Source organism: Microcoleus sp. Pol7_A1, from assembly GCF_036701085.1.
Classification (GTDB): domain Bacteria; phylum Cyanobacteriota; class Cyanobacteriia; order Cyanobacteriales; family Microcoleaceae; genus Microcoleus; species Microcoleus asticus.
Genome location: NZ_JAUBQD010000035.1, coordinates 17,646 through 31,519, shown reverse-complemented (window position 1 = coordinate 31,519; position 13,874 = coordinate 17,646). Strand labels below are relative to the sequence as shown.

Below are 13,874 nucleotides of genomic sequence, written 5' to 3'. Positions count from 1 at the left end.
GTAAGTGAGAGACCGATCGGGAGATTGGGGAGTGGCAGATTGGCAGATTGGCAGATTGGGGAGATTGGGGGAGATTGGGGGAGTGGGAGATTGGGAGATTGGCAGATTGGGGGAGAATTCGATCGTTTTTGATTGTCTCCATCCCACAGCGCCGCGGCGTTCTATTCCTGTACTGAGATTGTATAGTTAGACTTGACTCCAGGTTCGAGAGTACCGACCCAAATCCTGTAAGAGCCTGCTTGCCACTCAGAATCAACAATGCCAGCATCTTTATTCTGGCCTGCATCGTCTCCGCAGCGCACCGCATTACCGGGGCCTTGTACGAGTAAGGTTGTGTCCTTGCCTCCGCTGTTGACTTTGATTGCGAGTTTTGAAAAGTTTTGCTGCAAGACGATGATGTGGTCGGGAGTTGGCGTGGCAAAACCCAAACATTTGTTTTTGTGCCGATCGGCGTTGGCAATGGCAGATAGAGAGTACGATCCGCCTGTGGAACCTCTCAAAACTGCTGTTGGGGCTCCAAAACCTCGCGATAAAGTTAAAGTGCCGAAATTGGCTGTTTCTGCTAAAACTGGTAGGGCGGCGATCGCGGCGATCGCCGCCAAGACTGCACCGTTTTTGAAATTGGCTCGCTGATTAAACAACATGGCAATATTCCTCGCTCACAACTTAAAATTACAACTCAGAATTTACCCATCGCAGCCCCTACAACCATAACTCTGGAGGAAAAATAACTTTTTTTAAATTTATTCAAAACCTCCTGGCTTCTCTTGTTTATGTCTATCAGAACAATCCGTGTGCGATCGCGCTGCGAGTGCCACTCCAATTTCTGCCACAGGCGATCGACTCATATCCGAAATTGTACGGCGTCAACATGATTATTTTGATACTCCTAGCCTTGGTGTTGGCGATCTGTTCCCTATTGACACAGGTTTTGGTATTGTTACCTATGGGTCTATCTGGCTGGCTCCACTTCCCTAATTGGCTGAGCCTGACCTTGATTTTGCTGGCTATTTCTTGGTGCTTGGGGGATTAGTCAGCAGTTAGCATTCATGAGTTATTAGTTATTAGTCAAAAACTAATTATCAATGATTCCGCTTCCCCCAACGATCGAGGCCCGAGCCTCCCCGGCCTGATGATGTATACTTCACAATTGACAATCAGGAATCTAAAATCTAGGACTTGACATCTACCTATAGAATGATGCAACGACAATTTTATTCGATCTCAGGATTTCATTCTTCTGACAAAACCCTGGGGGAAACTCCTAAAAAACAGGAGCGTCCGATACACCGGGCGATCGTGTTAATGCTGGTGGCAACCGGTTTGCTGGGCCTGCACGCTAGTCGGCTGGTGGAATTGCAACTGGTACAAGGGAAGCAAAACCGGGAACGAGCCGAAAACAATCGCGTTCGCCTAGTGCCAATGCCGGCGAATCGCGGACACATTGTCGATCGCAACGGCAAGCTGCTAGCGGCGAACAATTTAGCTCGATCGGTATATTTGTGGCCGAAAGAACAAACCCCGGAAGAGTGGAAAGCGACAGCAGAAAAATTGAGTCCGCTGGTTAAAATTCCGGCCAAAGAAATTTTACAAAAATTAAAACAGGTCGATCCTCTATCTTACAGACCGGTGCGCATCAAGCAAGCGATGCCGCCAGAGGTGTTTGTGCCGCTAGCAGAACAGGTGGGACAAATGCGGGGAGTGGAAGTGCGGCCAGAAGCGAACCGCTACTATCCCGAAGGCAGTTTGGCGGCTCACGTTCTCGGATATATTGGCGAAGCTACCGCAGCAGACTTGGAAGATCACCCGGAATATCCGATGGGGATGATTGTGGGTCAGATGGGCATAGAAGCGAGTTCTAACAAGCAGATTGCGGGAGTTTGGGGCGATCGGCTGATCGAGGTAAATGCTCAAAATCAAGAATTGCGGCTGATGGGAGAGACACCGCCCAAACCGGGCGAGGCGGTGCAGCTAACCATAGACTTATCCATGCAAAAAGCAGCCGAAAAAGCCTTGGGGAACCGCCGGGGGGCAGTAGTGGCCCTGGACGTGAAAACTGGCGCGGTATTAGTTATGGCCAGCCACCCGACTTTTGACCCCAATCTGTTTACGCGAAAAATCACTAAGGATGACTGGGCAACTCTTCAAGACCAGGAAAATTCATTTTTGAATCGGGCCATGCAAGGCTATCCCCCCGGCAGCACTTTTAAAATTGTGACTTCCGTCGCGGGCATGGAGTCGGGCAAGTTTTCGCCGGACTCAATTCTCGGTACTTCGTCTTACATTACTGTGGGGGGAATTGATTTTAACGAACACAGCGGCGGTTACGGCTACATAGGCTTTCGGGATGCCTTGGCTTTCAGCAGCAATACGTTTTTTTATCAAGTGGGGATGAGTACGGGGCCGGAGCAAATTTCTAAGTGGGGACACCGCTTGGGAATTGGCAAGGATACGGATTTGAATCTTTTGGGGCTAAGCGGTGGCAATCACGGTCAAATCCCGACGCCGGAGGAGAAGGAGAAAATGTATGAAGAACCTTGGTATGCGGGTGATACAGTAACGATGTCGATCGGCCAGGGGTTGGTGTTGGTGACTCCTTTGGAGGCGGCGGTGATGGTGAGTTCGATCGCTAACGGCGGCTATCGGGTGAAGCCTCATCTTTTGACTTCTATGACCGGCACAGCGGAGACTAAACGGGTAAATACGGGGATGAAACCTTCAACAATTCAGGTGGTTAAGGAAGGACTGATCGCGGTGGTTGCCGAGGGTACTGGACAGGGAATGAATGACGGTACGATTCCGATGACGGCGGGCAAAACAGGGACTTCGGAGGTTATTGGACAGGAGGATCACTCTTTGTATGTGGCTTTCGGGCCTGCTGACAAGCCGGAAATTGCGATCGCCGTGGTTGTGGAAAATGGCGGTTATGGTTCTGTTGCCGCGGCCCCGATCGCGAAAGAGGTGTTTCAAGCTTATTTTGGGCAACCGAAAAAGGTGAAGAAGCCAGTAGTTATTAGTCCTTAGTTATTGGGAATTGGGAATTGGGAATTGGGAATTGGGAGTAGTTTCTTGTTCTTCCTTCCTTCTTCTTCCTTCTTCTTCCTTCTTCCTTTTTTCTTCCTGACATCCGTTACATCCGTTACAGAATCCGCTGCCGAACTTCCTTCTTCCTTCTGACTAATTCAGCCGCATAAATATTGTAGCTTTGCGAATTCCTGTTATTTCTCCCGTACTGGTGACAGTGAGCGATCGCAAGTGGTCGAACAATGGTCTTGCCGAAAGTTCAATTAACCTCAACAGCGGGATTTGTTTTTCCCAAATTGCCCTGCTGGATGGCCAGTCTAAATAAAAATAGCCGTCGTTAGATGGCGGTAGCGGTTCAATGCTGGTTTGAAAATCTTGATTTACAACTAAAGAGCCTGTTTCGGCTGCTTCTAGTGCTGCGTCCATTGCTTCTACTGAAGTGGTGAAAATTTCGTATTTGCCGACGGTGGCTCGAACTCCTTTTGCCTCGGTTTCGATCGCACTTTTTCTATTATTTTCTTTTCCATAATTTGGGTTCGTTGTCAACTGCGTCCAAGCGGTAATTTTCTGGTTTCTGAGAGTGAAGCTGCCGATGCTGTATTCTTTGCTGCGGGCAATTTCATCGAGTTTGTCGATCGCCTTTTGGGAATCAGCAGAGTTTTCGGCGGCAAAAATCCAGTCGGCACTATTTGACGAATTCGGAAGCACTGCTAAAGCGTATTCTCCTTGTACCCAGTCAAATATATCCTGCGGCAGGTTGACGCCCCAAACTTGCTGAATATCTGCCAGGGTGCGATCGACTAAATTTGAGACTTCAACGTTAGCTGACACCGCCGATGACAAATCAGCCCAAAAATTTCTTAAATCGGTGCTGGCGACCGCGAGAGGACTGGCTGAGGGAATGTACTGCAAGGCTTGCACAGGTTCGGAGAGTGTTGGAGAAGCTGTGTTTTCTCGCGATGTGACTAAAGCAGTTTGAGCCAGCAATCCCCGTCGGTTAACTCCGACAGCAACTGCGAGAGAATTAAGAGAAACTTGGGAATTTTGCTCGGTTTCTGACTGCGGGAGATTGACAAATGCTAAAGCGATTCTGCCTTGAGTTAGCTGCTGCAAAGCTTTTTGATATTCCGGGGTATTATTGAGATTTAGGCTGGCTAATTCAACGTTATTAATTGCATCTCGAATCACATTCGGGCTATTGGAAAATAAAACAAAATTTTGGTTATTTCCTGAATTTGAACTGCCGCCGATGGCTGCTGTTGCGAAGCTGGATGGCAACTTTGAATTCGGCAGAGAAAACGGGTTAAAAGGCGAAAGTGAAGCAGATTGTTTCTTGGCTATTGGTGCTTGTTTATAATTAATCTTCACGCCTTTATATAGTTCCGAATGAACTGTTTTGTCGGCACGAGATTGTTGGCGCCAGTAGGAGTCGAGAAATTGTTGGCTGCGATCGACCTTTTGGGAGGAAACCGCCAGCAAAAACCCGGTTTGTTGGCCGTTGCTGCTGTCGCCATCGAAATCTGGCGTTGTGACGGCGAGGGTAATTTCGTCACCTATCCAAGGTTGGATATCTCTACTGTAATCGAGACCTGTACTGGCGAGGAAACTTTTTTTGATTTGCTCAAATTCTGCGTGCGATCGACTTCTTTCTTCGGGACTGGCAAAAACTTGCCGCAATGCTTCGAGGCGATCGGGATTTACCAGCATTGAAGCTAACAAAGGTGCTTGTTTCGAGACAAACACAGCCGCAGCCGGAGTAGTTGTCGGCCCGCCGGCGAGCAAATTCAGGGGAGTGTGAGTTGTCAGCCAGTAAAAACCGCCGGCACTCAAGCCTAAGAGTGCCAAGACGCCAGCAATGAGGAAAGAAAAGAACGATCGCAGCTTCATACAACAAGGACTAATGACCACAGTCTATTATTAACTAGAGTAGCGCATGACCGTAGCTGTCGGCAGATACTTTTTGTGCTGTTCGGGAAAAAAAGGATAAACTAAAATATTCTCAAACTATAAAACCCAAGTAAAATGCTAACAATATCAACGCCCGCCGAACAGCGAGTTTTACTGCCAAATATTAGTTGGCAGTTATATGAAAGCCTGCTAGCGGAACTGGGCAACCAACGTTCCACCAGAATTGCTTATCATCAAGGTCAATTAGAAATTATGGTGCCGCTACCGGAACATGAAAATCGCAACAGGCTGATCGATCGCTTAATTGTAAATCTCATAGAAGAACTCAATCTTGAGTACAACCCCTTTGGCTCGATGACTATTAAAAAACGCCAAAAAGCAGCGGGTAAAGAACCAGATTCCTGCTATTATATCCAGAATGAAGCATTGGTCAGAGGGAGAACAGAATTAGACTTTGCTCAAGATCCGCCGCCAGATTTAGCACTGGAAATTGATATTACCAGCAGTTCCTTAAATCAATTCGATTTATATGCAGATTTAGGCGTACCAGAAATTTGGCGGTACGACGGACGAAGCATCAAGTTTTATCAATTGCAAAATGGCGAATATGCCGAGTGCAATTTTTCCCAGGCTTTGCCGATGCTACCGACTGCAAAAGTTGACGAATTTATCGATCGCTGTCAAACTACAGGCGCAACTGCAGCAGTGCGAGAATTCCGGGAATGGGTCAATCGATTTTAGATTTTAGATTTTAGATTTTAGATTTTAGATTTGAAGCATTCACCCCACGAATAAATTTGGGGGGCAAGTTTCATCGGATACAGGTTTTTTATTTCTCCACGGATGAATCCGGGGGCTTGTATCCTGGATGCTTTCGGTAAAAAATCAGTAATTGTGGAGTCTACCACGGCACTCCTCGCGCGTCGGAAAAATCTGCATCTATAACCGCCCCCGGATCGAATACAGCATCAGTTAAATCAGCCTTTCTAAACGATGTTATCGACAATTTTTCTATTTCTTCAACAGCAATAAAAAATCCGATCGCAGTTAACCCAAGAATTACCCCAGAAACCAAAAATAAGACTATTCCCCTAATAGTATCTCCGCCAAAAAATGTCACAATACCGCTAGCCCCGATCGCAGCAGCAGCCCCAGCCACAGCCCCCGCCACAATTCCCGCCTCGCCCCGAGTCGCAGCAATCGCCGTAGCAGCCGTTCCGGCCACAGCCACAGCCCCCGCATCCGCCCCGGCTATCAGTCCAGTCAAAGCCCCAGCGGCCGTCACTGTCACCGCAGTTACCCCAGCCCTAGCAATCAAATTTCTCACCCGCCTGCGGCTTTGTCCGGTTCGGACACCCTGAAAATTTGCCCCCCTCAAAATCGCCCCGGTGAAATTGCAGCCTCGAATGTCGCAATCGCTGAAATTCGCCCCTGACAAGTCAAGCCCTTTAAAAGAACGGTTCCGCAAGTTTTGGTTAGCAAAATTGAGATTTCGAGGTAAAGTCATTCGATTTTAGATTTTAGATTTTAGATTTTAGATTCACAACCCAAAGACCTAGGATTGTAGATTTTAGATTATAGATTGTAGATTAAGCAAGCACAGGGCATTTAGAATAAAGCCTGTGGTTTATAACGAGTTTCCATGTCTCCCATCTCCGAATCCCCATTTTCCCCCGAACAAATTGCCGGTGAAAGACTCACACCTGAAGAATATGAAGAAATCGTTCAGCGTCTCGGTCGCCATCCTAATAAAGCTGAATTGGGAATGTTCGGCGTCATGTGGAGCGAACACTGCTGTTACAAAAATTCGCGACCGCTATTAAAACAGTTTCCCACAGAGGGCGATCGAATTCTCGTCGGGCCTGGAGAAAATGCTGGCGTCGTAGACTTGGGAGACGGCTTGCAACTCGCCTTCAAAATTGAATCCCACAATCATCCGTCAGCAGTCGAACCTTTCCAAGGTGCAGCAACCGGTGTCGGCGGGATTCTCCGCGATATCTTCACAATGGGTGCTCGCCCGATCGCACTTTTAAATTCCCTGCGTTTCGGCAACTTAGACGATGCTAAAACTCAGAGATTGTTCAAAGGCGTAGTATCGGGAATTTCCCATTATGGAAATTGCATCGGCGTACCCACAGTAGGCGGCGAAGTTTACTTCGATCCTGCTTATTCCGGCAACCCATTAGTTAACGTCATGGCCTTGGGTTTAATGGAAACTCAAGAAATCGTAAAATCCGGGGCATCCGGCATCGGAAATCCCGTGCTTTATGTCGGTTCAACTACTGGCAGAGATGGCATGGGAGGAGCAAGTTTTGCCAGTGCAGAATTGACAGACAAATCTATGGACGATCGCCCCGCAGTCCAAGTAGGAGATCCATTTTTAGAAAAATCCTTAATTGAAGCTTGTTTAGAAGCATTCAAAACCGGTGCAGTCGTCGCCGCCCAAGACATGGGTGCAGCCGGAATCACCTGTTCGACATCAGAAATGGCAGCCAAAGGCGGCGTCGGTATTGAATTCGATTTAGACAAAGTTCCCGTTCGAGAAAGCGGTATGGTTCCCTACGAATACCTGCTTTCGGAATCCCAAGAACGGATGTTGTTTGTGGCCCAAAAAGGACGCGAACAGGAATTAATTGATATTTTCCACCGCTGGGGATTGCACGCCGTAGTCGCGGGTACAGTGATTGAAGAGCCGATCGTCCGAATTCTATTTAAAGGCGAAATCGCTGCCGAAATTACCGCAACTGCTTTGGCAGATAACACGCCAATTTATCACCGAGAACTGTTGACAGAGCCGCCAGAATATGCTAAAAAAGCATGGGAATGGACGGCGGATTCGCTGCCAGCATCCACACTGGCAGGTATCGAAATTAACGGTAATTTTCAAACTTGGAATCAGATTTTGCTGACGCTTTTAGATACTCCCACCATCGCTTCTAAACGCTGGGTTTATCGCCAATACGACCATCAAGTGCAAAACAATACTGTTGTTTTACCGGGAGGGGCTGATGCTGCGGTTGTCAGATTGCGTCCGCTAGAACCTTGCCAATCTTCTCTTGCTGAAGGGCTAGAAGTACACCCCCTTGCTAAGGGAGATCTGCAGAGAGAAAATGCTATTTCTCTAGCTTCCGAAAGCAAACAGGAAGAAGAGGTAATTCCTCTATTTAAAAAGGCACAAGGTAGGGAAACTCCAAAAGTTTCTCCCCCCCTTAGCAAGAAGGAAGCGCCCCTGGGGATGATTCCTGGAGTTGCTGCAACGGTTGATTGCAATTCTCGTTATGTTTATCTCGACCCTTATGAAGGTGCAAAAGCAGTCGTAGCGGAAGCAGCGAGAAACTTAAGCTGTGTGGGTGCTGAACCTCTGGCAGTTACTGATAATTTGAATTTTGGCAGTCCCGAAAAGCCGATCGGATATTGGCAGTTAGCGTCAGCTTGTCGCGGGATTGCTGATGCTTGTCGGGAGTTGGGAACGCCTGTTACTGGCGGCAATGTTTCTCTTTACAATGAAACGGTTGATGCTGATGGAAATCCTCAACCAATTTATCCGACTCCGGTAATCGGAATGGTGGGGTTGATTCCCGATTTGAAGAAAATTTGCGGGCAAGGTTGGCTCAAGAAAGGTGATTTAATTTATCTGTTGGGAATTGGTGATGCAAAGGAAGCAGAAAAGTCTCAAGATTCTGAACTTACCTTTTTTCATTTTTCCAATTCTGAACTCAAAACAGAAAAGCCAAAAATTCCTGCTTTTGCTACTCTCGGAGGTTCGGAATATTTAGCGGCAATTCACGGGATTGTAGCGGGGAAACCGCCAAGGATAGATTTTGAGTTAGAAAGAAAAGTGCAATCGGTTTGCCGCGATGGAATTCGACAAGGTTGGGTAGGTTCTGCCCATGATTGTGCTGAGGGTGGAATTGCGATTGCCCTCGCGGAATGCTGTATTTCTGGTAAACTGGGTGCGGAAATTCATCTCAGTTTCAATTCGGCAAAGGTCGGCCGCTGGGATGAAATTTTGTTTGGTGAAATGGGCAACTGCATTGTAGTTTCAGTCGCACCGAAAAATCAAGGAGTTTGGGAAGCTTACCTGCAAGAACATTTGACTAAAATGTGGCATAAAATCGGTTTAGTTGGGTGTGCTGAATCACCTTTGCGGGTGCTGAGTGCTGACAATCAAGCGTTAATTAAGGTTGCGATGGGTGAGATGGGCGATCGATTCTATAATGCGATCGAGCGTCGGATTGCATCTGTCTAATCGCAGTCCATACACAGGGCGGTTGAAACCGCGTCTACACAGACGAAACCCGCCGACGCGGGTTGCATTTCTTGAGTCCGCGAAGGCGGACTTTGTTTGTGCAGAAGCGATTTCAATCGCCGTTTCAATTTCCGGGTCAATCCCCCAATCAATCGCGGTGTCAATCACCCAATTCATCTATATAATATGAACAAAATCATTCATAAAATAAATGATTTGCTGTATCAATCCCGACTGGCCCAATCCTGAAAACCCAGACGGACAAACATCTTGCATCAGTTGTGGTCTTGAACTCGTACCCATCCTGCGAAATCGTTTCCGCACGATCAAATTCCTCGGTCAAGGTGGCTTCGGCAGAACCTATTTAGCAGAAGATATTGACAGACTAAATCAACGCTGTGTCGTTAAACAATTAGCACCTAATGTCCAGGGAAGTTGGGCGCTTAGCAAAGCGGTAGAATTATTTCAGCAAGAAGCCAGACAACTGCAACAGCTAGGACAACATCCGCAAATTCCATCACTAGATGCCTGTTTTGAAGAAGAAAACTATTTGTATCTCGTACAGCAGTTTGTCGATGGAGATAATTTGTTGACGCTTTTCCAAAATCAGGGAATTTGGCAAGCAAGCCAAGTTAAGCAACTGTTACTAGAACTCCTACCTGTTCTCAAGTTTATTCACGAACAAAAAATCATTCACCGAGATATCAAGCCTGAGAATATTATGCGCCGTCGCAGCGACGGTTTGTTAGTCCTCATTGATTTCGGAGTTTCCAAACAGTTGTCGGGAACAGTGATGTCGAGACTGGGAACGCAAATTGGTACGCATGGTTATGCACCATTTGAACAAATGAAATGGGGTGAAGCTTATCAAGCCAGCGATTTGTTTAGCTTGGGGGCGACGGCTTTTCATCTAATGACGGGGGTACATCCTGATGGTTTGTGGACGGAACACGGTTATAGCTGGACTGGCAATTGGCAGCAACATTTGAAAAGCCCCATAGATAAGGGATTGGAAGTGATTTTATCTAAGTTGTTGGCAAAAGATATCCAGCAGCGCTATCAATCAGCAGAGGAAGTTTTAATAGATTTTCAACGTCAGTCAACGCCAAATTTTATACAGACTTTAAAAAGGTTGGACTTTGACACCGCGACAGTTGATGTGCGGGGTAATATAACTAACCGTCAACACCGTCAAGCACAATTTTTCAGGGAAAATTTAGGTAGCGGTGCAATCTTAGACATGGTAGCAATTCCTGGCGGCCGTTTCGTGATGGGTTCCCCCAGTACAGAAGCAGGGCGAAGTAACAATGAAGGGCCGCAGCGTACTGTTAATATCTCTCCTTTTTTTATGGGTAAATATGCCATTACTCAAGAACAGTGGGAAGTAGTGATGGGGAATAACCCTTCTGATATCAAAGGTTTGAAACGTCCTGTAGAACAAGTAAGCTGGAATAATGCTCTGGAATTCTGCCAGAAAATTTCTCAAAAAACTGGCAAGATTTATCGCTTACCTTCGGAAGGCGAATGGGAATATGCTTGTCGCGCCGGAACTACAACGCCTTTCTATTTTGGCGAAACGATTACCCCGAATTTAGTTAATTATGATGGCAATTATCCCTACGGTGCTGCGCCGAAGGGACTTTACCGCAAACAAACAACGGATGTGGGGAGTTTTCCACCTAATGCCTTTGGTTTATACGAGATGCACGGGAATGTTTGGGAATGGTGCAGCGATAAATGGCATGGTAATTATAACGGCGCACCGACTGATGGAAGTTCTTGGGAAACTGGAACAGACAATAACCGAGTGCTGCGTGGTGCTGCCTGGAACTGCAATACGGTCTATTGCCGTAGTGCCTATCGTGGCAGGAATTGGGCGGTCCATCGCAGCAGGCACCTCGGTTTTCGCGTTGCGGTAGCGTCGGTTTCTTCCTCGTCCTAGTTTTCCCGGCGAGGACTCTTCTTTGCTCTCTAGCCCTTTAGCGGGTTGAAGCCGTAGGGTGCGTCGCCCGAAACAATCTGCAAGTTCGATCGACTATTTCACACCCACGCACCACAAATTAGTAAGGTGCGTCGTCCGAAAAATCTGCAAGTTCGATCGAGAATCTCGCAGCGACGCACCCTACAAATTAAACTGAAAAACTTATCTGCTCCGTGCTATTTCAATAACTTGCCACGCCAAAAATGACTTTACATGGCCGCACAGATTCCGATGATGATATAGTAGGTCAATTTTATGAAAAAGTCAAGATCGATCGCGCTTAAATTCTAATATTTGAAAAAGCCAGTGAAGCAATTTTGTAATTCATTTCCCGTTGCACGATCGCCTATCTCTTAGTCCCCCTCTGCTCAGACGAAAGTGTGTATAGAAGCGATTTCAATCGCCCGATCGCGCCCAATCCATAGCCCCATAGCCCGATCGCCCGATCGCGCCCAATCCATCGCCCCATCGCCCACCACTCATCAAGGTTAATATAGGATCGGGGGGCGATCGATACTACAATGCCATTAAACGCCGCATCGCTTCTGTCTGAAATGTTACACGAGTTGGAAATAATGACAGATCCGTGGCAAGATTAAGGGAATGTTAAGTTATGCGACGCTTTCGCAAACAAGATTTCCCGCTGAAACTGTCCCCCTAACCCACCTTCCCCATTAGGAACCCACCCATCTATGATTCCCAACCATTCCTTCGCGGCTGACGAGCATTCTAGTAAACCCGACAAGCCAGAGGAAGCTTGCGGCGTTTTTGGTATCTACGCACCGGGTGAAGATGTAGCCAAGTTGACGTACTTCGGTTTGTATGCCTTGCAGCACCGGGGTCAGGAATCCGCAGGGATTGCCACCTTTGACGGTGAAAAAGTCTACCTGCACAAAGATATGGGACTGGTTTCCCAAGTCTTCAACGAATCGAGTTTAGGTCACTTGCCCGGTAACTTAGCCGTAGGCCACACTCGCTACTCTACTACCGGCTCGTCGCGGGTTGTCAACGCTCAACCTGTTGTCGTCGAAACTCGTTTGGGAAGTCTGGCATTGGCACATAACGGGAATCTTGTCAATACCAAAGAATTGCGGGAAGAATTGCTGTCTCGGAAGTGCGAGTTTGTCAGCACGACGGATTCAGAGGCGATCGCAGTGGCGATCGGTTCCGAGGTAGACAAGGGCAAAGACTGGCTGGAAGCAGCGATCAGTGCCTTTGGTATGTGCCAAGGAGCCTTTAGTTTGACGATCGCGACCCCCAAAGGCGTGATGGGAGTCCGCGACCCCCAGGGCGTCCGCCCGCTGGTAATTGGCATCCTCCCCACAACTCCGGTACGGTACGTTTTAGCATCGGAAACTTGCGGCTTGGATATTATCGGTGCTGAATTTTTGCGGGACGTAGAACCGGGAGAATTAGTTTGGATTACAGAGGAAGGTATGGCTTCCTTCCACTGGAGCCAGCAGCAGAAGCGCAAACTTTGTATCTTTGAAATGATCTATTTTGCTCGACCCGACAGCCAGATGGAAGGTGAAAGTTTATACAGCTACCGGCTGCGGATCGGGCGTTTGTTGGCCGCAGAATCTCCGGCTGAGGCTGATATAGTTATCGGCGTTCCCGATTCTGGAATTCCGGCGGCGATCGGCTTTTCTCAAGCTTCCGGCATTCCTTACGCCGAAGGATTGATTAAAAACCGCTACGTCGGGCGCACTTTTATTCAACCGACTCAGACAATGCGGGAGTCAGGAATCCGCATGAAACTAAACCCTCTCAAAGATGTGTTGGAAGGGAAGCGGGTAATTATTATCGACGATTCGATCGTGCGCGGCACTACCAGCCGCAAAATCGTCAAAGCCTTGCGGGATGCTGGCGCGACCGCAGTTCATATGAGAATTTCCTCGCCGCCGGTGACTCATCCGTGTTTCTACGGGATCGACACCGACAATCAAGATCAGTTGATTGCTGCTACTAAGTCAGTCGCAGAAATCGGCGCCCAAATTGGGGTAGATTCTTTGGCTTTCTTGAGTTGGGATGGAATGCTGAAGGCGACTAACGAAGACCCGATGAGTTTTTGTTCGGCGTGTTTCACTGGTGATTATCCGATCGACGTTCCAGAAATGGTAAAACGGTCTAAGCTCATATTAGAAAAAGCTGGAACCTAGAAAATCAAAAAGCGAGAAAGCGATCGCCCGTCACTTTCCGCAATTTATGGATTTTCAAGTTTTTCTGGTAAGTCATTGCCAGAGTGTGTGTAGAAATGTTACATTAACTTAGCTGTAGCAATAATTGCAGAATTTGTGAACTGTAGTAAACAGTCGGTTGGGTAGAACTTGTGTGAAACCCAACACTCGGATTTTAGATTGGAGATTGCAGATTTGAGATTTGTGCTTGAATCTAAAATCGCCAATCTAAAATTGATGGGTTTTTCCCTACACTCTCGTTCACTATTCCTGCTCGAAGCGCTGTATGCTACCTGCAGACTGGAGGTAGTTCCTCCAGATGTCCACTCTCAGATTGAAGTCGCATTTCGCACCAACAACGGGCACATGAGATTTTTTCAGATAACAGGGTCGATCGCACTAATTTTTCCCACACAAGTATTCCGCAAGCCAACTTGCTTGAGAATCGCGGACGGGCTATTCATGCGAACTAAAGAACTTTAGAAACCCTTGCAGAGTAAAAATATGGCTCCTTGCAGTTTGAATGTTACCTCAC

The 13,874-nt window shown here is 47.4% G+C and carries 8 protein-coding genes; 5 read left to right on the top strand and 3 right to left on the bottom strand.

Features of this window, described 5'->3' with window-relative positions:
• Positions 1-161: 161 nt before the first annotated feature.
• The gene (locus QUA20_RS19360) at positions 162-644 is read right to left on the bottom strand and encodes a hypothetical protein (RefSeq protein ID WP_172185671.1); all 483 of its coding nucleotides are present in this window, start codon (positions 642-644) and stop codon (positions 162-164) included.
• Between the two features lie 553 nt (positions 645-1,197).
• Between QUA20_RS19360 and mrdA the strand changes: the two genes are divergently transcribed.
• The gene (gene mrdA, locus QUA20_RS19355; RefSeq protein ID WP_333190694.1) at positions 1,198-3,024 is read left to right on the top strand and encodes a penicillin-binding protein 2; all 1,827 of its coding nucleotides are present in this window, start codon (positions 1,198-1,200) and stop codon (positions 3,022-3,024) included.
• Between the two features lie 153 nt (positions 3,025-3,177).
• On the opposite strand, the gene QUA20_RS19350 is transcribed toward mrdA, so the two are convergent.
• Complete coding sequence (locus QUA20_RS19350; RefSeq protein WP_333190692.1) at positions 3,178-4,932, bottom strand: DUF3352 domain-containing protein; 1,755 nt, start codon at positions 4,930-4,932, stop codon at positions 3,178-3,180.
• A gap of 114 nt (positions 4,933-5,046) precedes the next feature.
• Between QUA20_RS19350 and QUA20_RS19345 the strand changes: the two genes are divergently transcribed.
• Entirely contained in the window at positions 5,047-5,673 is a 627-nt protein-coding gene (locus QUA20_RS19345; protein WP_333190691.1) for a Uma2 family endonuclease, read from the top strand.
• A gap of 160 nt (positions 5,674-5,833) precedes the next feature.
• On the opposite strand, the gene QUA20_RS19340 is transcribed toward QUA20_RS19345, so the two are convergent.
• Positions 5,834-6,439 (bottom strand): pentapeptide repeat-containing protein, encoded by a 606-nt coding sequence (locus QUA20_RS19340; RefSeq protein ID WP_333190689.1) that lies wholly within the window; start codon positions 6,437-6,439, stop codon positions 5,834-5,836.
• A gap of 135 nt (positions 6,440-6,574) precedes the next feature.
• Here QUA20_RS19340 and purL point away from each other — a divergent pair, with 135 nt between their 5' ends.
• The 3 genes from purL (at position 6,575) to purF (ending at position 13,321) form a co-directional block, all read left to right on the top strand.
• Complete coding sequence (gene purL, locus QUA20_RS19335; RefSeq protein ID WP_333190688.1) at positions 6,575-9,181, top strand: phosphoribosylformylglycinamidine synthase subunit PurL; 2,607 nt, start codon at positions 6,575-6,577, stop codon at positions 9,179-9,181.
• Positions 9,182-9,392: 211 nt separating this feature from the next.
• Complete coding sequence (locus tag QUA20_RS19330; protein WP_333190687.1) at positions 9,393-11,123, top strand: bifunctional serine/threonine-protein kinase/formylglycine-generating enzyme family protein; 1,731 nt, start codon at positions 9,393-9,395, stop codon at positions 11,121-11,123.
• A gap of 731 nt (positions 11,124-11,854) precedes the next feature.
• Complete coding sequence (gene purF / locus QUA20_RS19325; RefSeq protein WP_333190686.1) at positions 11,855-13,321, top strand: amidophosphoribosyltransferase; 1,467 nt, start codon at positions 11,855-11,857, stop codon at positions 13,319-13,321.
• Positions 13,322-13,874 lie beyond the last annotated feature (553 nt).

What these genes read in the sequence shown, in the direction of transcription:
- mrdA (WP_333190694.1), top strand. Translation starts at nt 1,198, where the DNA reads ATGATGCAACGACAATTTTATTCGATCTCAGGATTTCATTCTTCTGAC.
- QUA20_RS19330 (WP_333190687.1), top strand. Translation starts at nt 9,393, where the DNA reads ATGATTTGCTGTATCAATCCCGACTGGCCCAATCCTGAAAACCCAGAC.
- purF (WP_333190686.1), top strand. Translation starts at nt 11,855, where the DNA reads ATGATTCCCAACCATTCCTTCGCGGCTGACGAGCATTCTAGTAAACCC.
- QUA20_RS19345 (WP_333190691.1), top strand. Translation starts at nt 5,047, where the DNA reads ATGCTAACAATATCAACGCCCGCCGAACAGCGAGTTTTACTGCCAAAT.
- QUA20_RS19360 (WP_172185671.1), bottom strand. Translation starts at nt 644, where the DNA reads ATGTTGTTTAATCAGCGAGCCAATTTCAAAAACGGTGCAGTCTTGGCG.
- QUA20_RS19340 (WP_333190689.1), bottom strand. Translation starts at nt 6,439, where the DNA reads ATGACTTTACCTCGAAATCTCAATTTTGCTAACCAAAACTTGCGGAAC.
- purL (WP_333190688.1), top strand. Translation starts at nt 6,575, where the DNA reads ATGTCTCCCATCTCCGAATCCCCATTTTCCCCCGAACAAATTGCCGGT.